We start from the raw sequence: 17,857 nt of genomic DNA, 5'->3' as shown, positions 1-17,857 counted from the left end.
ATATAGGTAGGGCATTTACCGTTGGCAAAAACCATCATCGATCTGAAACGGGCCGATCTGACGCTCGGCAGTGCCGCCGCCTCCGTGCATGTGCTGAAGGGCATAGACCTTGAGATCACCGCCGGTGAATCGGTCGGCATCGTCGGCCCTTCCGGTTCCGGCAAGTCGACGTTGCTGATGGTGCTGGCCGGGCTCGAGCGGCTCGACAGCGGCGAGATCAACATCAACGAAGCCCCCCTGCACACGATGAGCGAGGATCAGGTCGCCGATTTCCGTGGCCGCAACATCGGCATCGTCTTCCAGTCCTTCCACCTGATCGCCAACATGACGGCGCTCGAAAACGTCGCCGTGCCGCTCGAGCTCGCCAATGTCGCCAATCCCTTCGAGATCGCCCGTCGCGAGCTGAAATCCGTTGGCCTCGGCGACCGGCTGAACCACTATCCCGGCCAGCTTTCCGGCGGCGAGCAGCAGCGCGTGGCGATCGCCCGCGCGCTTGCGCCCTCTCCGGCACTTCTGATCGCGGATGAACCGACCGGCAATCTCGACACCGATACCGGCCGCCAGATCGCCGACCTTCTGTTTTCCAAGCAGGCCGAGCGCGGCATGACGCTGGTGCTCGTCACCCACGACAACGCGCTCGCCAAGCGCTGCTCGCGCCAGATCCGCGTCCGCTCCGGCAAGATAGAAGGCGACAGCGCCGCGATTGAAGCCGAAGTGGCCATTGCATGACGCTGATCACCCCGCGTATCGCGCTCGCCTTCCGTCTTGCCCTTCGTGAGCTGCGCGGCGGCCTCAGAGGCTTCTACATCTTCCTCGCCTGCATCGCGCTCGGCACCGGGGCGATCGCCGCCGTCAACTCGGTCTCGCAGTCGATCACCGACACGATTGCCACGCGCGGCCAGGAGATTCTGGCCGGCGACGTGCGCTTCGAGCTCAACAACCGCGAGGCGGCCGCCAACGAACTCGATTTCCTGCGCTCGCTCGGCAAGGTCTCGGTCTCGACAGGCCTGCGTTCCATGGCTCGCAAGCCGGATGGATCCGACCAGGCACTGGTCGAGGTCAAGGCCGTCGATGATGCCTATCCGCTCTACGGCAGCTTCGAGGCCGAGCCCAACTACCCCCTGCATACGCTTCTTGCCGATCAGGATGGCACCTATGGCGCGCTGGCCGCGCCGCTGCTTCTGGAACGTCTCGGCCTCAAGATCGGCGACGAGCTGCTGCTCGGCAACGTCATCGTCAACATCACCGGCACGGTGAAGACCGAGCCGGACGCGGTCTCCGAAGGCTTCGGCTTCGCGCCGCGCCTGATGGTGAGCCGTCAGGCGCTGCAGGCCTCGGGCCTGATCCAGACCGGCAGCCTCGTCGAGCACAGCTACAAGGTCAGGCTGAACGACCGATCGGACATGGCGGGCATCCGCGACCGCGCCACCAAGGATTTCCCCTCGGCCGGCTGGTCGATCCGCACAAGCGACCGCGCCGCGCCCTCGCTTACCGAAAACATCGAGCGTTTCTCGCAGTTCCTGACACTGGTTGGCCTGACCGCGCTGATCGTCGGCGGCGTCGGCGTGGCCAATGCCGTGCGCGCCTTCCTCGACGCCAAGCGCACGACGATCGCCACCTTCAAGTGCCTTGGCGCGCCGGCCTCGACGGTTGTCCTCATCTACCTCTTCCAGATCGGCCTGATCGCGCTTGGCGGCATCGCCATCGGCCTCGTCATCGGGGCGGCCGCGCCCATTCTGGCGGCCCAGTTCCTGGCGCAGTTCCTGCCGGTCTCGACCGCGCCGACGCTCTATCCGGTGGCGCTGTCGCTCGCCGTTCTCTTCGGTGTGCTGACGACGCTCGCCTTTGCCATCATGCCGCTCGGCCATGCCCGCGAAGTGCCGCCGACGGCGCTGTTTCGCGAGCAGGGCTTCGAGGCCCGCCGCCTGCCTTCCTGGCCCTATATCCTGATGGCCGCCGTCTTCCTTGCGGCACTTGCCGCCCTTGCGGTGGCGACCGCCCATGATCGTTTCATCGCCGTGGTCTTCATCGGCGCCATCGCCTTTGCCTTCGTCGTCCTGCGCCTTGTCGCCGCCGGCATCGCCTGGCTGGCCCGCCGCAGCCCGCGCGTCAATTCGCCGGCGCTGAGGCTGGCGATCGGCAATATTCACCGCCCCGGGGCGCTCACCCCCTCGGTCGTGCTCTCGCTTGGCCTCGGCCTGGCGCTGCTCGTCACGCTGACGCTGATCGACGGCAATCTCAGACAGCAGCTCACCGGCCGCATGGCCGATGGCGCGCCCAACTTCTTCTTCGTCGATATCCAGGGCGCCGAACTCGACGGCTTCCGCAATCTGGTGAAGACCGACGCACCCGAGGGCAAGCTCGTCGAGGTGCCGATGCTGCGCGGCCGCATCCTTGCCTTCAACGGCGAGGACGTGACCAAGCGCAAGGTGCCGCCATCGGGCCAATGGGTGCTGCGCGGCGACCGTGGCATCACCTACTCCGAAACGCTTCCCGAAAACGCTGTTCTGACCGAAGGCACATGGTGGGACAAGGATTACAGCGGCGAGCCGCTGGTCTCGTTTTCGGCGGAAGAGGCCGGCGAACTCGGCCTCAAGGTCGGCGATACCGTCACCGTCAACGTGCTCGGCCGCAACATGACGGCGAAGATCGCCAATCTGCGCAAGGTGCAGTGGGAGAGCCTGTCGATCAACTTCGTCATGGTCTTCTCGCCCAACACCTTCAAGGGCGCCCCGCATGCCTGGCTGGCGACACTCACCGATCCCAAGGCGACATCCTCGCAGGAAGCCGCGATCCTGAAATCAGTGACCAACACCTATCCGACGATCACGAGCGTGCGCGTCAAGGATGCGATCGACATCGTCAATTCGCTGGTGGCGCAGCTGGCGACCGCGATCCGCGCCGCAGCCTCCGTCGCCCTCATCGCCTCGGTGCTGGTGCTCGCAGGCGCGCTCGCCGCCGGCAACCGCGCCCGCACGCATGATGCCGTGGTGCTGAAGACGCTTGGCGCCACAAGACGCATGCTGATGCGGGCCTTCTGCTACGAGTATCTGATCCTCGGGCTCGCGACCGCGGTCTTCGCGCTGCTTTCGGGCGGCGTCGCTGCCTGGTTCATCGTCGCCCGCATCATGAAAATCCCCTCGCAGTTCCTGCCTGACGTCGCCGGCATGACGATCGTCACGGCCTTGGTGCTGACCGTCGGCATCGGCCTGATCGGCACTTGGCGCATTCTAGGCCAGAAGGCGGCACCCGTTTTGCGCGAGCTCTGAGTGGCCGGGTTGAAATAATTCCGGCACCTTACGGCGATTTAACCCGATCGCGGGTTGCAAGGCTCTTGTTTGCAAAGGGCGAAAGGCTCATATTATCCGCAGGCATGCTGAAGCTCCGCAGCGGCGCCCGGGCAAGAAAACCCGACACCGTGTTCATTCGGAGCTGACAAGAGGAAATCATGGCTGACCTAAGAAATTACCAGGGCCGCGTTCAGAGCGGTGTCCAGACCGGCGAGATCGATCAGGGCCTTCGCAGCTATATGCTGAAGGTTTACAACCTGATGGCTATCGGCCTGGCGATCACCGGCCTGGCCGCCTATTTCGCATTCACATTCGCCGTCTCCGACGGCCAGCTGACCGCATTCGGCGCCGCGATCTACACCAGCCCGCTCAAGTGGGTGGTGATCTTCGCTCCGCTGGCGCTGGTCTTCTTCCTGAGCTTCAGGATCAATTCGATGAGCGTATCGGCCGCGCAGACGACCTTCGCGATCTATGCAGCGCTTGTGGGCCTGTCGCTGTCGTCGATCTTCCTGATCTACACCGGCCAGAGCGTCGTGCAGACCTTCTTCGTGACGGCCGCCTCGTTCGGCGCGCTCTCGCTCTACGGCTACACGACCCGTCGTGACCTGTCGGCCATGGGCTCGTTCCTGATGATGGGTCTGTTCGGCCTGATCATCGCCTCGATCGTCAACATCTTCCTGGCCTCCTCGGCCATGCAGTTCGCGATCTCGGTGATCGGCGTGCTGATCTTCGCGGGCCTGACGGCCTACGACACGCAGCGCATCAAGGAAATGTACTACGCCGCCGACGACGCCACCATGGCCGGCCGCAAGGCGATCATGGGCGCCCTGACGCTCTACCTCGACTTCATCAACCTCTTCATGTTCCTGCTGCAGTTCATGGGCAACCGCAAGTAAGACGGAACGGAAATCGGAAAAAGGCGCTCTTCGGGGCGCCTTTTTTTGTTTGCGTGATCCGGGGTCGCGGAGGGAGGAAGCGACGGCTGCTGCAGACGACGTCGGTGATCTTATTCCTGTTGTTGCAACTGGTTACGGGCGGCATCCTCCCACTCCGCCGTCATTCTCGGGCTCGTCCCGAGAATCTAAGCACGCTTCCACATATACAACGCCAATGGACAACCTGGCCCGCCCGCAACCATCGCAGCTAGTCCGCTTTCCCCTTGCCAACTGCCGCCACGAATGCTCTTGAAGCCGACAAGCACGACCCCTCCAGACACCGGCCCGCCCCATGCCCGTTCTCATCCGCGACGCCTCTCTTTCCGACATCGACGCCATCACCGCCATCTACCGTGACTCCGTACTGAAAGGCGTTGCCAGCTACGAGATCGCCCCACCGGATCGCGACGAGATGGCGGCGCGATACCAAGTCATTGTCGACAAGGGCTACCCCTATATCGCCGCCGTGGACGAGACCGGCGCGCTCATCGGCTATGCCTACGCGTCGGCCTTCCGCACGCGCCCGGCCTCTCGCTTCATGGTCGAGGATTCGATCTATCTGGCGCCGGAGGCGCGCGGCAAGGGTGTCGGCAAGCGGTTGCTGGAGGAGCTGATAGCGCGCTCGACGGCGCTCGGTTTCCGCCAGATGATCGCCGTGATCGCCGTGATCGGCGGTGCGCACCCGGCCTCGATCGCGCTGCATGCAAGCCATGGCTTCGAGGAAATCGGCCGCATCAAGGGTTCCGGCTTCAAGCATGGGCGCTGGCTGGACACGATGCTGATGCAGCGGGTGCTCGGCGACGGCACCTCGACCGATCCTGATCCGAGCACCCATCCGGCCACGCTATTCGCAGGCTGACGCGATCTACTTCTCGACGAGCTTAAGCGACTTGTTGAACACCTTCAGCACCTGCTGCAGGTCGTGGCCGCGCTTCAGGATCTGGCCGTGGGTGTTGACGACGGAATAGGCGCCCTGCTTGGCGGCGAGCTTGGGATTCTTTTCAATACGGAAGAGCGGCATTTCGCCGGAGCGCTTGAAGACGGAGAAGACGGCAAGGTCCTTCAGGTGGTCGATCGCGTAGTCCCGCCACTCGCCTTCGCCGACCATGCGCCCGTAGATCCAAAGGATCGCATCCAGCTCTCGCCGGTGAAACGTCACCGGCAACGGGTCCTTGCTCTGCTTGTAGTCCCTGATATCCACGACGACGGGGGAATCGCTGTCGGTGGCCCGATTATTCCCACGCCGCAAATCCGGCTGATCTGTCATCAGTCTCGAATGCCTCCGTTCGTGACACGCGGGTGACAGTTTGCCTTAGCCTTTACAAATTGCAAGCGCGGCCTCGCGCGCATTAAGCATAGTCTGTGCAATCTGCCGCGTGCCGCATTTCAGTCAAAACAGCGCCTCAATTAAAAGTGAAATTCGCTCGCACTTGACCGGCGCATCCTCAGCGGATTCGCCGACACTGAATTCTGCGCATCGTCTTTCGGCACTTTGGAGGAGATGTGACTGTTTGGCGCCAGCGCGCCAAAGGGCCCGGCTGACCGTATCGACCTTAACCCCAGCCCCGAATACGATCAGTCGGGCCGCCCCGCTTCCACCTGAAAAGACAGATGAAATCCGAGAACTATGGCGGCTCAGATGTTCTTGCCGGCCATGACCACGGTGGCGCCAAGGATCGCCGATGGCGTTCCGTCGGTCGTCGACGACTGCAGCAGCACCGCGCATCCCTCGAGATCGGGCTTATGCAGCACGGTGGCGGGGAGCGTCAGTTTTGTTTCCTTGCCGTCCCACATGCCAACCGTTTCGACATCCGAGACGCTGTGCGTATAGGCGATCTTCTGGCCGCTGTTTTCGCCCTTTTGCACTTCGATCGTCTTTTCGCGATCGAAATAGACCATGACGACACTGGCCTTGCCCTGGCCCGGCGCGACGTTGATCTCGAGCTGATCGCCCTTGACCTCGGCCTTGATCGGAACGGTCAGCCCTTCGCCACCGGTCAGAAAGCCGTCGACCTTCTTCTCGATGCCGCCGATATCCGAGCCCATGACATGATCGCGGCCGTTCACCACCACTTGCGGCGTGTAGACATTGGCGCGACCCATGGTCTTCGCATAGCCGTACTGGCGCTCGGTGTTTTCCTTCGAGCTCAGCGTATCGGCCCAGCCCATGTAGTTCCAGTAATCGACATGATAGGCGAGAGCGATGACGTCGCCGCGCTCAACGAGCTTGCGAAAGGCCGCGTCAGCGGGAGGGCACGAGGCGCAACCCTGGGAGGTGAACAGTTCGACAACGCCTTTGGGCGCCTCCTCGGCGAGCAAAGGGCCCGCCAGAGCCACACCTGCAATCAGCGAAATCAAAAACCGCGGCGACATTGCACCTCTACCTCTTTTCCTCTCCACCTTGCCGAAACGCCGGCTCAACTCGCTGGCCAGACACGCACGCAAGGGCTCCGTCTCTTCAACCTAGAGATAATCGCTCCCGATCCAAACGAAAAATCACGAACGGGTGAGACAGAGCCCGCGTGGGACAACTCCGCAACACTTCGCCGTGAGCCGGACCCTTCGCAGCCCTCCCGAACACGAAAAAGCCGCCGGAAATCGTTTTCCGGCGGCCATTATCAGGCAGGTCTTAAAAATCAGGGCCGATCAGGCTGCGAGATCTCGCAACACCGTCTGCAGGATGCCGCCATTGTTGAGGTAGATCACCTCATCGAGCGTATCGACGCGCGAGAGCAGCGGAACGTCTTTCACGGTGCCGTCGCCATAGGTGATTTTCGCGATCTTCTTCTCGCGCGGCTTGATGTTCTCAAGCCCCTCGATGGTGACGGTCTCGTCGCCCTTCAGCCCCAGCGTCGCCCAGGTCGTGCCCTCCTCGAAGACGAAGGGAATGACGCCCATGCCGACGAGGTTCGAGCGGTGGATGCGCTCGAAGCTCTGCGCGATCACGGCCTTGACGCCGAGCAGGTTCGTACCCTTCGCCGCCCAGTCGCGCGACGAGCCGTTGCCATATTCGACACCGGCGAAGATGACGAGCGGAACGCCCTCGGCCTTGTACTGCATGGCCGCGTCGTAGATCGATTCCTCTTCCTTCGACGGATAGTGGATGGTGTAGCCACCTTCCTTGCCGTTCGGGCCGAGCATGTGGTTGCGGATGCGGATGTTGGCGAAGGTACCGCGCATCATCACTTCATGATTGCCGCGACGCGTGCCGTACTGGTTGAAATCGGCGACGCCTACATTGTGCTCCAGCAGATAGGCGCCGGCCGGCGAGGCCGCCTTGATCGAACCGGCCGGAGAAATGTGGTCGGTGGTGATCTTGTCGCCGAAGAGGCCGAGGACGCGCGCACCCTTGATGTCGGAGACACCGGAGCCGGTCTTGCCCATGCCGACGAAGTAGGGCGGGTTCTGAACGTAGGTCGAGTTGTCGTCCCAGGCATAGGTCTGGCCCGGGGGCACCTGCACGGCCTGCCAGTTGGCATCACCCTTGAAAACGTCGGCATACTTCGTCTCGTAGAGTTCGCGGGTGACGTATTTCTGGATGAAGCTCTGCACTTCGTGCGAGGTCGGCCAGATATCCTTCAGATAGACGGGGTTGCCGCTCTGGTCCTCGCCGATCGGCTCCTTGGTCAGGTCCTTCTGGACAGTACCCGCCAGCGCATAGGCGACGACGAGTGGCGGCGAGGCGAGATAATTCGCCTGCACGTCGGGCGAGATACGGCCTTCGAAGTTGCGGTTGCCCGACAGAACGCCTGACACGATCAGGCCCTTGTCGTTGATCGTCTTCGAGATCGGCGCCGGCAGTGGGCCGGAATTGCCGATGCAGGTCGTGCAGCCGAAGCCGACGAGGTTGAAGCCGAGCTTGTCGAGGTCGGCCTGCAGGCCGGATTTCGCCAGATACTCGCCGACCACCTGCGATCCCGGCGCCAGCGAGGTCTTCACCCACGGCTTGGTCTTCAGGCCCTTGGCAACGGCATTGCGGGCAAGCAGGCCGGCAGCGATCAGGACTGATGGGTTTGACGTGTTGGTGCAGGAGGTGATCGCGGCGATCGCCACGTCGCCATGGCCGAGATCGAAATCGGTGCCTTCGACCGCATAGCGGTTGGAAAGCTGGCCGGGCTTCTTGTAGTCGGCATCCATCGAGCCGGCGAAGCCGGAAGCGATGTTTTCCAGTGGGATACGGCCTTCCGGACGCTTCGGGCCGGCCATGGCGGGCACGACGTCGCCGAGATCGAGCTCCAGCGTATCGGTGAAGACAAGATCGGAGCCATCGCCCTCGCGCCACATGCCCTGCGCCTTCGAATAGGCTTCGACCAGCGCGATGCGGTCATGCGAGCGGCCGGACATGGTGAGGTAGTTGATGGTCTCGCCATCGACGGGGAAGAAGCCGCAGGTGGCGCCGTATTCCGGGCCCATGTTGCCGATCGTCGCGCGGTCGGCGAGCGGCATGTTGTCCATACCGGGGCCGAAGAATTCGACGAACTTCGAGACCACGCCCTTCTTGCGCAGCATCTGCACGACCATCAGCACCAGGTCAGTCGCGGTCACGCCTTCCTTGAGCTTGCCCGTCAGCTTGAAGCCGATGACTTCAGGCAGCAGCATCGATACCGGCTGGCCGAGCATGGCTGCTTCCGCCTCGATACCGCCCACGCCCCAGCCGAGAACGCCGAGACCGTTGATCATCGTCGTGTGGCTGTCGGTGCCGACGCAAGTGTCGGGATAGGCGATCGTCTCGCCGTCCTCTTCCTTGGTCCAGACGGTCTGGCCGAGATATTCGAGATTGACCTGGTGACAGATGCCGGTGCCCGGAGGCACGACGCGGAAATTCTGGAAGGCCTGCTGGCCCCACTTCAGGAAGCGGTAGCGCTCGCCGTTACGCTGATATTCGAGCTCGACATTCCTGGAGAATGCCTGCGGCGTGCCGAATTCGTCGACGATAACGGAGTGGTCGATGACGAGATCGACGGGCACCAGCGGGTTGATCTTTTCCGGATCGCCGCCGAGAGACACCATCGCGTCGCGCATCGCCGCAAGGTCGACCACGGCGGGAACGCCGGTGAAGTCCTGCATCAGAACGCGCGCCGGGCGATAGGCGATTTCGTTTTCGACCGTGCCCTTATTATTTAGCCATTCGGCAACACCAAGGATGTGCTCCTTGGTCACGGACTGGCCGTCCTCGAAGCGCAACAGGTTCTCGAGCAGAACCTTCATCGAATAGGGAAGCTTGGAAACGCCGGGCAGGCCGTTTGCTTCGGCCTTCGGCAGGCTGAAATAGACATAGTCCTTACCATCGACGGTAAGGACGGAACGACAGTTAAAGCTATCAAGTGATTTAGACACGAGAGACCCCGTTTCTGATCGCGAACACAATTGTGCGGACGCCTATGCACTAAAGGCACATCAGGATGCGGGTACGGCCATTTCCGCGGTCCGCACATGAAGTCAGACCTCATGTTCGGCGCTAGGATGAAATTCACGCCGACCGCTGGCGTGGTGATCAACATATAGATAGTTTCGGCGAAAGCTGCCAGAGAGGCGCCCACCATTTTTGATTTTTTTGCATCGCATGACTGAAAACGTGAACCCCGGAACCCCCATGCATCTCCAAGCCTCCGATCTCGCTGCCTTGAGAGGCGAAGAGCTGATTTTTGAAGGCGTCTCCTTTGGCCTGACATCGGGCGAAGCCCTGGTTTTGACTGGCAAAAACGGCTCCGGTAAGTCGACCCTGCTGCGCGTGCTGGCAGGCCTGCTGCGGCAGGAAACGGGCACGATCACTGTCACGAACGCGAACGGCGACACCGACATCCGGCTCCCCGAGATCAGCCACTATCTCGGCCACCGCAACGCCATGAAGAGCGAGCTGACGGTGGACGAGAACCTCGCTTTCTGGCGCCGCTATCTGGGCGACATGGGCGGCGGAACCGGCATGTCGATCGAAGACGCCGCCGACGCGGTGGGGCTGTCAGGCATCACTCATCTCCCCTTCGACTACCTCTCCGCCGGCCAACAACGCCGCTTCGCCTTCGCCAAGCTGCTCGTCTCCCACCGCCCCGTCTGGATCCTCGACGAACCGACGGCAGCACTCGACGCCAGCGCTGATCAGCTTTTCGCCGGGTTGATCGAGGCGCACCGTGGGGCTGGCGGCATCGTGATTGCGGCGACGCATCAGCCGCTGGGGTTGAGCGATGCCAGGGAGCTGCGGATGGCGGGGTTTGCAGGCGTGAGTGCGGGGGTGTGGGGGTGATGGCGATGCTTGCAACAAAAACCCCTCCCCAACCCCTCCCCACAAGGGGGAGGGGCTTGCCTGCCGCAACCGCCCGGCAGAACACCAACCTATCAACCAGTACGAAGATGAAATGCGGGAATTCTACAGCGCCCCGGCTTAGCCCCTCCCCCTTGTGGGGAGGGGTTGGGGAGGGGACTTCAGCCGCACCCACCGAGCTTGCGTCGCCCCCTCATCCGCCTGCCGGCACCTTCTCCCCGTTGGGGAGAAGAGACTCGTGGTTGGCCGCTCGCGCCGACCTCCCCTTCTCCCCCACGGGGAGAAGGTGGCCCGAAGGGTCGGATGAGGGGGCCGCGGGCGCTGAGGTCACCTATAGCCGCCCTGCAGAGGCTCCACGCCACGGTGGCGCCAGGATTACCCCCCTCTGCCCTGCCGGGCATCTCCCCCACAAGGGGGGAGATTGGCTGGGCGCAACCGCTCGTTCCACTTCTATTGGTTGGCTGAGAGCAAGCCACGAGTCGATCTTCCCCCTTGTGGGGGAGATGCCCGGCAGGGCAGAGGGGGGTACCCCAACCACCAACCTCTCCATACCCCACCCCACCCCACCGAGGGCCCACCCATGACCGCCCTCCTCTTCCGCGACCTCAAGCTCTCCATCCGCGCCGGCGGCGGCGCTCTTGTCGGCGTGCTGTTCTTCCTCACCGTCGTCGCCGTCATCCCCTTCGGCGTCGGCCCGGATCTTGCCCTGCTCGCCCGCATCGGCCCGGCCATCGTCTGGATCGGCGCGCTCCTCGCTGCCCTTCTCGGCCTCGACCGCCTCTTCCAGGCGGAGCGTGACGATGGCGCGCTCGATCTGATGCTGATGCAGGAAACGCCGCTGGTCTTGACCGTGCTCGTCAAGTGCCTCGCCCACTGGCTCGCCACCAGCCTGCCGCTGGTGATCGCCTCGCCGCTGCTCGGGCTCTTCATGAACATGAGCGAGAAAGCGATCGGCGCGACCATGCTGACGCTCCTGGTCGGCACGCCCGCCATCACGTTGATCGGCGCCGTCGGCGCAGCCGTCGCCGTGGCCCTTCCGCGCGGCGGGTTGCTGGTGTCGATCCTAGTGCTTCCGCTCACCATCCCGGTGCTGATCTTCGGCGTCAGCGCCACTTACGCGGCCGTCGAGGGACCCGCCCCCTTCCTGCCGCCTTTCCTGATCCTGATCGCGCTCACCCTCTTCTTCGCCGTCATCGGCCCGGCCGCGGCGGCGCTGGCGCTGCGCAACACATCGGATTGATCATCGGCTTGATTGCCCGTGGCGGCGGATCGCGCTAAGGAGACGGCATGACCGAGAATAGCCTTGCCATCACCAAATTCAGCGATCTCGCCAACCCCACGCGGTTCCTGGCGCTCGCCAATCGCCTCATCCCGTGGATGGCCGGGTTCACCGCGCTCTGTTTCATCGTGGGGCTGTATCTCAGCTTCACGACCGAGGGCGATTACCAGCAGGGCGAAACCGTCCGCATCATGTATATCCACGTGCCGGCAGCCTGGCTGTCGATGATGGGCTACACCATCATGAGCTTGTCGGCGATCGGCACCCTCGTCTGGCGCCACCCGCTGGCCGATGTCTCGGCCAAGGCCGCAGCCCCCTTGGGCGCCGCCTTCACGCTGATCGCGCTCGTCACCGGCTCGCTCTGGGGCAAGCCGATGTGGGGCACATGGTGGGTCTGGGATGCGCGGCTCACCTCCGTCTTCATTCTCTTCCTGATGTATCTCGGGCTGATTGCGCTCAACCGCGCCATGGAAGACCCGAGCAAGGCCGCCCGCCTCTCGGCCGTGCTGATCCTCGTCGGCTTCGTCAACATCCCGATCATCAAATTCTCCGTCGACTGGTGGAACACGCTGCATCAATCCGCGAGTGTGCTGCGCCTGGACGGCCCGGCGATCGACCCGGAATTCCTGCGTCCGCTGCTGGTCATGGCGATTGCCTTCACCATGCTCTTCCTGACGCTGCATGTGATGGCGATCCGCAACGAGATCTGGCGCCGCCGCATCGCCGCCCAGCGCCGCCTCGCCGCGCGCCTGGCAAGCCGCGAGGGTTAAAGAGATGACACAGTCCTACGCCTTCTACGTCTACGGTTCCTACCTTTTTGCCGGTCTGATCACGATCGCCGTGACGCTCTGGACATGGCTCGACGGCCGCGCCCGCCGCCGCGAACTCAAAGCGCTCGAAGCCTCCGGCATCCGCCGCCGCTCCGCCCGCGCCAAGGATGCGCCCGACGCGAAGGCCAACGCATGACCGACGCGCCGAACACCGAGCCGACGCAGTCCGCCGCGCCCCAGGGGACACAGCCAGGCACGCCGAAGCAAAAGCGCGGCATAGGCCGCTACGTTTTCGCGCTGATCCCGCTTCTCGTCTTCGCCGGCATTGCCGGCACGGCGGGCAAGATGCTCTACGACCAGGATGTGCACGGCAAGAACATCTCCGAGATCCCCTCGGCGCTGCTTGGCACCAAGGCCCCGTCGCTCGACCTGCCGCCGCTCGAGGGCGCCAACCTGCCGGCGCTCACCGATGCCGCCGTCAAGGGCAAGCTGACGCTGGTCAACGTCTTCGCCTCCTGGTGCATTCCCTGCCGCGAGGAGCATCCGATCTTGAAGGAACTGGCGAAAGATAGCCGGCTTAATATTGTCGCGATCAACTACAAGGACAAGAACGACAACGCGCTGGGCTTCCTCGGCGAACTCGGCAACCCCTACAAGGCGATCGGCATCGACCCCAAGGGCCAGGCCGCCATCGACTGGGGCGTCTACGGCATCCCCGAAAGCTACCTCGTCGGCCCGGATGGGACGATCCTCTACAAGCGGGTTGGACCATTCGACGATATCAGTTTGAAAGAGGGGCTTTACCCGGCGATGGAGAAGGCTTTGGGGAAGGCGGGGTCGTAGGGGAGCGGCTTTAGCCGGTAGGTTTTGCCATGCGGCCCTGCGGGTGGTGAGCTTTGCGCCCGGAGCCCCCTCATCCGACCCTTCGGGCCACCTTCTCCCCTATGGGGCGAAGGGGAGGTTGAGCGAGCGGCCCGCTCCCAAGTCTCTTCTCCCCAGCGGGGAGAAGGTGCCGGCAGGCGGATGAGGGGGCTCCGGACGCCAACGCCAGCCACGGCAAAACGCGCCGACGCCAACCACACCCCACCCCCCGATCACCCCACCAAAGACCGCGGCACCACAAACCTCTCCAACACCCCACTCCCAGCGGCCACATCCCCCCAGGCCACAGCGAAATCAATCACCGCCAAAGCCCCCGTCGGAAACTTCTCCCTGACCCCGGCCAGCCTCTCCCCATCCGAAACGAGATCGATCGCCAGTTCCTGCAACCCCGGATTATGCCCAACCACCAGCAGCGTCCGAATAGCAGCATCGACACCGCGGATAACCCCCGCGATCCGCTCCGCCGCCGCCTCGTAAATCTCCCCCACATCCCGCCGCTCGACATCATCACGCAGTTCGGCACCAACCAGCACCCAGCTCTCCTGCGTGCGCCGCGCCGTGGACACCAGCGCCAGATCGGGAACCAACCCCTCGCGGGCCATATAGCGCCCCATCAGCGGCGCAGTCTTCAAACCACGACCGCCGAGCGGACGATCATGGTCGTCGACGCCAGCGGGCCAGGCGGATTTGGCGTGGCGCAGCAGAAGCAGACGATATCGCGGGAGCGGGGTGGCTGGTGTCATGATGCTCTCCGGATGAGGAATGGGAAATTGTAACCCCATGAACGAAAAAGGACAGGCCAAGCCTGTCCTTTCGCAATTCATGCAATCCAACCCCTCCCGTCACTGGGAGAGGCCGAAAGCTCTCAGTTCCACTCGCGGATATCGACGAAGTGGCCGGCGATGGCCGCGGCCGCTGCCATGGCGGGCGACACCAGGTGGGTGCGGCCCTTGAAGCCCTGGCGGCCTTCGAAGTTGCGGTTGGAGGTCGAGGCGCAACGCTCGCCCGGCTTCAGGCGATCGTCGTTCATGGCCAGACACATGGAACAGCCAGGCTCGCGCCAGTCGAAGCCCGCGGCCTTGAAGATCTTGTCGAGGCCTTCGGCTTCCGCCTGTTCCTTGACGAGGCCGGAGCCCGGAACGATCATGGCGCTGACGGTGCCGGCAACGGTCTTGCCTTCGACGACCTTGGCGGCGGCGCGCAGATCCTCGATGCGGCCGTTGGTGCACGAGCCGATGAAGACGCGGTCGACAGCGATGTCGGTGATCTTCGTGCCCGGCTTCAGGCCCATGTAATCAAGCGCGCGCCACTTCGACGTACGCTTGTTTTCGTCGGCGATTTCATCCGGGTTCGGAACGATGCCCTGCACCGAGATGACGTCCTCGGGCGAGGAGCCCCAGGAGACGATCGGCGGCAGCTCGGCGGCGTTGAGCGTGACGACGCGGTCGTAATGGGCGCCTTCGTCCGACTTCAGCGTGTTCCAGTAGGCGATCGCCTGATCAAGCGTTTCGCCCTTCGGCGCGCGCGGCTTGCCCTTGATGTACTCGTAGGTCACGTCATCCGGCGCGATCAGGCCGGCGCGGGCGCCGCCTTCGATCGACATGTTGCAGATCGTCATGCGGCCTTCCATCGACAGCGCGCGAATGGCTTCGCCGGCATATTCGATGACGTAGCCGGTGCCGCCCGCGGTGCCGATTTCGCCGATGATGGCGAGCACGATGTCCTTGGCGGTGACGCCAGCGGGCAGCACGCCGTCGACCTGCACCAGCATGTTCTTCGCCTTCTTCTGGATCAGCGTCTGGGTGGCCAGAACGTGTTCCACTTCGGACGTGCCGATGCCATGCGCCAGCGAGCCGAAGGCGCCGTGCGTCGAGGTGTGGCTGTCGCCGCAGACGATCGTCATGCCGGGCAGCGTGAAGCCCTGTTCCGGTCCGATGATGTGGACGATGCCCTGGCGCTTGTCGCTCGCCGAATAATATTCGACGCCGAACTCGGCCGCGTTGATCGCCAGCTGCTCGACCTGGATGCGGCTTTCCTCGTTCTTGATGCCGAGATGGCGATCGGGCGAGGTCGGCACGTTGTGGTCGACGACCGCGAGCGTCTTTTCAGGCGCGCGAACCTTGCGGCCCGTCATGCGCAGCCCTTCGAAGGCCTGCGGCGAGGTGACTTCGTGGACCAGGTGGCGGTCGATGTAGAGAAGACAGGTGCCGTCGTCCTGTTGATCGACCAGGTGGTCGTCCCAGATCTTGTCGTAGAGGGTACGAGGTGCGCTCATGGCGATACATCCGTTATTATGCAAAGGGCGTTTGCTTGCAGTGGGGGTATGGAGCTTGGTGGCGCATAGGCCACCGGCCGTCGGTCGATCAGAAAGGGATCAACGAAGTCGGCTGTTGAGCGCACCGGAAACGGTCGCAAAGAAGCGTGCCGGCAGGCGGTAGTGATCCTGCAGCACGAAAATATGCGCCCCAATGCAACTGAACTTGGATTCCATGAGCAGTCACTTACCAATTTTTCCGATGCTCGGCAATTCGATTCATTAGCGCTTTATCGCCGTCCGTCTCTGCCGCGCATCCGTTTCTCGATCTGCCTGAGGCCAAGCGACAGGCCGATCGTCAGGATCAGGTAAATATAGGTGACGATCGAATAGGTTTCAAAGAAGCGGAAGGAGCCGGAGGCGTAGATCTTGCCCATCTGCGTGATGTCGGAAACCCCGAGCACCGAGACCAGCGAACTATCCTTCACCATCGCCACGAAATCGTTCGACAGCGGCGGAAAGATCACCTTGATCGCCTGCGGGAAGACGACCAGGCGAAAGCGATTATAGCGCGACAGGCCAAGCGCCTTGGCGGCCTCGATCTGCCCCTGGTCGACCGACTGGATGCCGGCCCGGAAGACTTCGGCGATGAAGGAGGAATAGCCGATCATCAGCGCGATGATCGCCCGCCACATCAAAGAGAAATCGCGCACCAGCACCGGTTCGGTCAGCCCGGCATTCACCAGCGGCGCGGTCAGGAAATTATAGGCGGCGACGAAGGCCGGCGCGCCGACGAAGGCGACGTAGAACAGAAGCACCAGCATCGGGATGCCTCTGACAACCTCGACATAGAAGCGGGCGATCTGGCGCAGCGCGACGCTGTCCGACAGCCCGAGCAAGGCTATGCCAAGCCCGAGCAGCGTCGCCAGCGCAAAGCCGACGAGCGTCACGAAAATGGTGATGCCGACGCCGTTGAACACGGTGCGGAACACCTGCGCATAGACGTCGTTGGCGATGATGACGGCGGCGAGCGTAAGGCCGATCACGACGAGGGCGACCAGCCACCAGGGATAGTCGCCCCTCTCCTGGCCCCGCGGGTTTGGCTGCGGAGCCATCATGCTTCAGTCCGGGCGCGGTAGACGGTTACGAAAGACGGGATCATTGACCCATCTTGTAGTCGAGGAACCATGTCTTGTTGAGCTTGTCGAAGGTGCCGTCGGCCTTGAGGCTCGCAATGGCGGCATTGACCGGCCCCACCAGATCGGAGCCCTTGGGGAAGATGAAGCCGAAATCCTCGGTGCCGAGCGGCCCGCCGATCACCTTCAGCCCGCCATTCGACGCATCGACATAACCCTGCGCCGCGACGCTGTCGGTCAGGACCACGTCGACATCGCCGGCCTTGAGCGCCTGCACCGTGGCGCCGAAGGTCTCGAACAGCTTGATTCGCGGGTTCTGCTCGTTGCCGTCGAGGATCTCGTAGACGGCGGCATAGAAGGGCGAGGTGCCCGGCTGCGCGCCGACGAGGCCGTCATTGAAGGCACCGAAGGTCTTGGCATCGGTAAAGCGCGTCTCGTCGCCCCGCACCAGCATGAACTGCTGCGAGCGCATGTAGGGGTCGGAGAAGTCGACCTTGGCCTTGCGGTCGTCCTTGATGGTGATCCCGGTCATGCCGATATTGTACTGATTGTCAGACACCGCCTGGATCATCGCGTCCCAGCTGGTGTTCTGGTACTCGACCTTGAAGTTCAGCCGCTTGGCGATCTCGTTCATCGCATCATATTCCCAACCGATCTGCTTGCCCGTCTTCGGATCGACGAACTGCAGCGGCGGATAGGCGTTTTCGGTGACGACCACGACCGTCTTGCCCTTGAGATCGGGAAGCTCGGCGGCGGAGGCAGCAAGCGGCGAAAGAGCGAGTGCGGTCAGTCCGGCAAGGACGGTGCGACGAAACAGCATGAAATATCTCCCCAAAATAGCGCTCGCGGAAACTGTCATGTTTGCAAAGCCGCTGGCAAGGGGATTGGCGTGCGGGGATGGGGGAAATCGGGAATGGTGGTTTAAAAATGGGGGTGTTTGGAGCATGATAGGCGTAACGGCACGATCAGCGCCCGCAGCCCCCTCATCCGCCTGCCGGCACCTTCTTGGATGATCAAAATATGAGATAGTTGTTTCTGCCGGGCGGGTGGCC

16 protein-coding genes are annotated in these 17,857 nt (G+C 63.2%); 9 read left to right on the top strand and 7 right to left on the bottom strand.

The window, feature by feature from the left end:
* Positions 1 to 21: 21 nt before the first annotated feature.
* From D460_RS0129755 to D460_RS0129740, 4 genes are all read left to right on the top strand, one after another.
* Positions 22 to 729 (top strand): ABC transporter ATP-binding protein, encoded by a 708-nt coding sequence (locus tag D460_RS0129755; RefSeq protein ID WP_018902267.1) that lies wholly within the window; start codon positions 22 to 24, stop codon positions 727 to 729.
* Positions 726 to 3,269, top strand: coding sequence for an ABC transporter permease (locus D460_RS0129750; protein WP_018902266.1), 2,544 nt, complete (start codon positions 726 to 728; stop codon positions 3,267 to 3,269). Before D460_RS0129755 ends, D460_RS0129750 begins: the two co-directional genes overlap by 4 nt.
* 179 nt (positions 3,270 to 3,448) lie before the next feature.
* Positions 3,449 to 4,186: a Bax inhibitor-1/YccA family protein gene (locus D460_RS0129745; RefSeq protein ID WP_018902265.1), complete on the top strand. Its 738-nt coding sequence runs from the start codon at positions 3,449 to 3,451 to the stop codon at positions 4,184 to 4,186.
* Positions 4,187 to 4,517: 331 nt separating this feature from the next.
* A complete protein-coding gene (locus D460_RS0129740) occupies positions 4,518 to 5,084 on the top strand; it encodes a GNAT family N-acetyltransferase (protein ID WP_018902264.1) in 567 nt (188 codons plus the stop codon).
* 6 nt (positions 5,085 to 5,090) lie between these two features.
* Here the strand turns inward: D460_RS0129740 and D460_RS0129735 are convergent, their stop codons facing one another.
* The 3 genes from D460_RS0129735 to acnA form a co-directional block, all read right to left on the bottom strand.
* On the bottom strand, positions 5,091 to 5,492 hold the full coding sequence (locus D460_RS0129735; RefSeq protein WP_018902263.1) for a DUF2794 domain-containing protein: 402 nt from the start codon (positions 5,490 to 5,492) through the stop codon (positions 5,091 to 5,093).
* A 368-nt stretch (positions 5,493 to 5,860) separates the two neighbouring features.
* A complete protein-coding gene (locus D460_RS0129730) occupies positions 5,861 to 6,598 on the bottom strand; it encodes a thioredoxin family protein (RefSeq protein ID WP_018902262.1) in 738 nt (245 codons plus the stop codon).
* A gap of 273 nt (positions 6,599 to 6,871) precedes the next feature.
* Positions 6,872 to 9,562 carry an aconitate hydratase AcnA gene (gene acnA / locus D460_RS0129725; RefSeq protein ID WP_018902261.1) on the bottom strand — a complete coding sequence of 897 codons (2,691 nt, stop codon included), beginning with the start codon at positions 9,560 to 9,562 and terminating at the stop codon, positions 6,872 to 6,874.
* Positions 9,563 to 9,818: 256 nt separating this feature from the next.
* On the opposite strand from acnA, the gene ccmA reads away from it, so the two are divergent.
* The 5 genes from ccmA (at position 9,819) to D460_RS0129700 (ending at position 13,376) form a co-directional block, all read left to right on the top strand.
* Positions 9,819 to 10,466 carry a heme ABC exporter ATP-binding protein CcmA gene (ccmA, locus tag D460_RS0129720; RefSeq protein ID WP_018902260.1) on the top strand — a complete coding sequence of 216 codons (648 nt, stop codon included), beginning with the start codon at positions 9,819 to 9,821 and terminating at the stop codon, positions 10,464 to 10,466.
* 598 nt (positions 10,467 to 11,064) lie between these two features.
* Positions 11,065 to 11,724 (top strand): heme exporter protein CcmB, encoded by a 660-nt coding sequence (gene ccmB / locus D460_RS0129715; RefSeq protein ID WP_018902259.1) that lies wholly within the window; start codon positions 11,065 to 11,067, stop codon positions 11,722 to 11,724.
* A gap of 47 nt (positions 11,725 to 11,771) precedes the next feature.
* Positions 11,772 to 12,533, top strand: coding sequence for a heme ABC transporter permease (locus D460_RS0129710; protein WP_018902258.1), 762 nt, complete (start codon positions 11,772 to 11,774; stop codon positions 12,531 to 12,533).
* A 4-nt stretch (positions 12,534 to 12,537) separates the two neighbouring features.
* Positions 12,538 to 12,729: a heme exporter protein CcmD gene (gene ccmD / locus D460_RS0129705; RefSeq protein WP_018902257.1), complete on the top strand. Its 192-nt coding sequence runs from the start codon at positions 12,538 to 12,540 to the stop codon at positions 12,727 to 12,729.
* Entirely contained in the window at positions 12,726 to 13,376 is a 651-nt protein-coding gene (locus tag D460_RS0129700; RefSeq protein WP_018902256.1) for a DsbE family thiol:disulfide interchange protein, read from the top strand. Before ccmD ends, D460_RS0129700 begins: the two co-directional genes overlap by 4 nt.
* 251 nt (positions 13,377 to 13,627) lie before the next feature.
* On the opposite strand, the gene D460_RS0129695 is transcribed toward D460_RS0129700, so the two are convergent.
* The 4 genes from D460_RS0129695 to D460_RS0129675 form a co-directional block, all read right to left on the bottom strand.
* Complete coding sequence (locus tag D460_RS0129695) at positions 13,628 to 14,158, bottom strand: histidine phosphatase family protein (protein ID WP_018902255.1); 531 nt, start codon at positions 14,156 to 14,158, stop codon at positions 13,628 to 13,630.
* 122 nt (positions 14,159 to 14,280) lie between these two features.
* Positions 14,281 to 15,690, bottom strand: coding sequence for a 3-isopropylmalate dehydratase large subunit (gene leuC / locus D460_RS0129690; RefSeq protein ID WP_018902254.1), 1,410 nt, complete (start codon positions 15,688 to 15,690; stop codon positions 14,281 to 14,283).
* A gap of 269 nt (positions 15,691 to 15,959) precedes the next feature.
* The gene (locus tag D460_RS0129680) at positions 15,960 to 16,784 is read right to left on the bottom strand and encodes an amino acid ABC transporter permease (RefSeq protein WP_018902252.1); all 825 of its coding nucleotides are present in this window, start codon (positions 16,782 to 16,784) and stop codon (positions 15,960 to 15,962) included.
* 43 nt (positions 16,785 to 16,827) lie between these two features.
* Positions 16,828 to 17,625 carry a transporter substrate-binding domain-containing protein gene (locus D460_RS0129675; protein ID WP_018902251.1) on the bottom strand — a complete coding sequence of 266 codons (798 nt, stop codon included), beginning with the start codon at positions 17,623 to 17,625 and terminating at the stop codon, positions 16,828 to 16,830.
* Positions 17,626 to 17,857 lie beyond the last annotated feature (232 nt).

Origin of the sequence: Rhizobium sp. 2MFCol3.1 (assembly GCF_000377565.1) — a bacterium.
Taxonomy (GTDB): domain Bacteria; phylum Pseudomonadota; class Alphaproteobacteria; order Rhizobiales; family Rhizobiaceae; genus Rhizobium.
This window is presented reverse-complemented; position numbering and strand designations above follow the sequence as displayed.

Excerpts from the sequence above, each read along its gene's own strand:
- D460_RS0129700 (WP_018902256.1), top strand. The coding sequence starts at position 12,726 with ATGACCGACGCGCCGAACACCGAGCCGACGCAGTCCGCCGCGCCCCAG.
- ccmA (WP_018902260.1), top strand. The coding sequence starts at position 9,819 with ATGCATCTCCAAGCCTCCGATCTCGCTGCCTTGAGAGGCGAAGAGCTG.
- D460_RS0129695 (WP_018902255.1), bottom strand. The coding sequence starts at position 14,158 with ATGACACCAGCCACCCCGCTCCCGCGATATCGTCTGCTTCTGCTGCGC.
- D460_RS0129680 (WP_018902252.1), bottom strand. The coding sequence starts at position 16,784 with ATGGCTCCGCAGCCAAACCCGCGGGGCCAGGAGAGGGGCGACTATCCC.
- ccmB (WP_018902259.1), top strand. The coding sequence starts at position 11,065 with ATGACCGCCCTCCTCTTCCGCGACCTCAAGCTCTCCATCCGCGCCGGC.
- D460_RS0129710 (WP_018902258.1), top strand. The coding sequence starts at position 11,772 with ATGACCGAGAATAGCCTTGCCATCACCAAATTCAGCGATCTCGCCAAC.
- D460_RS0129675 (WP_018902251.1), bottom strand. The coding sequence starts at position 17,625 with ATGCTGTTTCGTCGCACCGTCCTTGCCGGACTGACCGCACTCGCTCTT.
- D460_RS0129740 (WP_018902264.1), top strand. The coding sequence starts at position 4,518 with ATGCCCGTTCTCATCCGCGACGCCTCTCTTTCCGACATCGACGCCATC.
- leuC (WP_018902254.1), bottom strand. The coding sequence starts at position 15,690 with ATGAGCGCACCTCGTACCCTCTACGACAAGATCTGGGACGACCACCTG.
- D460_RS0129745 (WP_018902265.1), top strand. The coding sequence starts at position 3,449 with ATGGCTGACCTAAGAAATTACCAGGGCCGCGTTCAGAGCGGTGTCCAG.
- D460_RS0129750 (WP_018902266.1), top strand. The coding sequence starts at position 726 with ATGACGCTGATCACCCCGCGTATCGCGCTCGCCTTCCGTCTTGCCCTT.
- D460_RS0129735 (WP_018902263.1), bottom strand. The coding sequence starts at position 5,492 with ATGACAGATCAGCCGGATTTGCGGCGTGGGAATAATCGGGCCACCGAC.
- ccmD (WP_018902257.1), top strand. The coding sequence starts at position 12,538 with ATGACACAGTCCTACGCCTTCTACGTCTACGGTTCCTACCTTTTTGCC.
- D460_RS0129730 (WP_018902262.1), bottom strand. The coding sequence starts at position 6,598 with ATGTCGCCGCGGTTTTTGATTTCGCTGATTGCAGGTGTGGCTCTGGCG.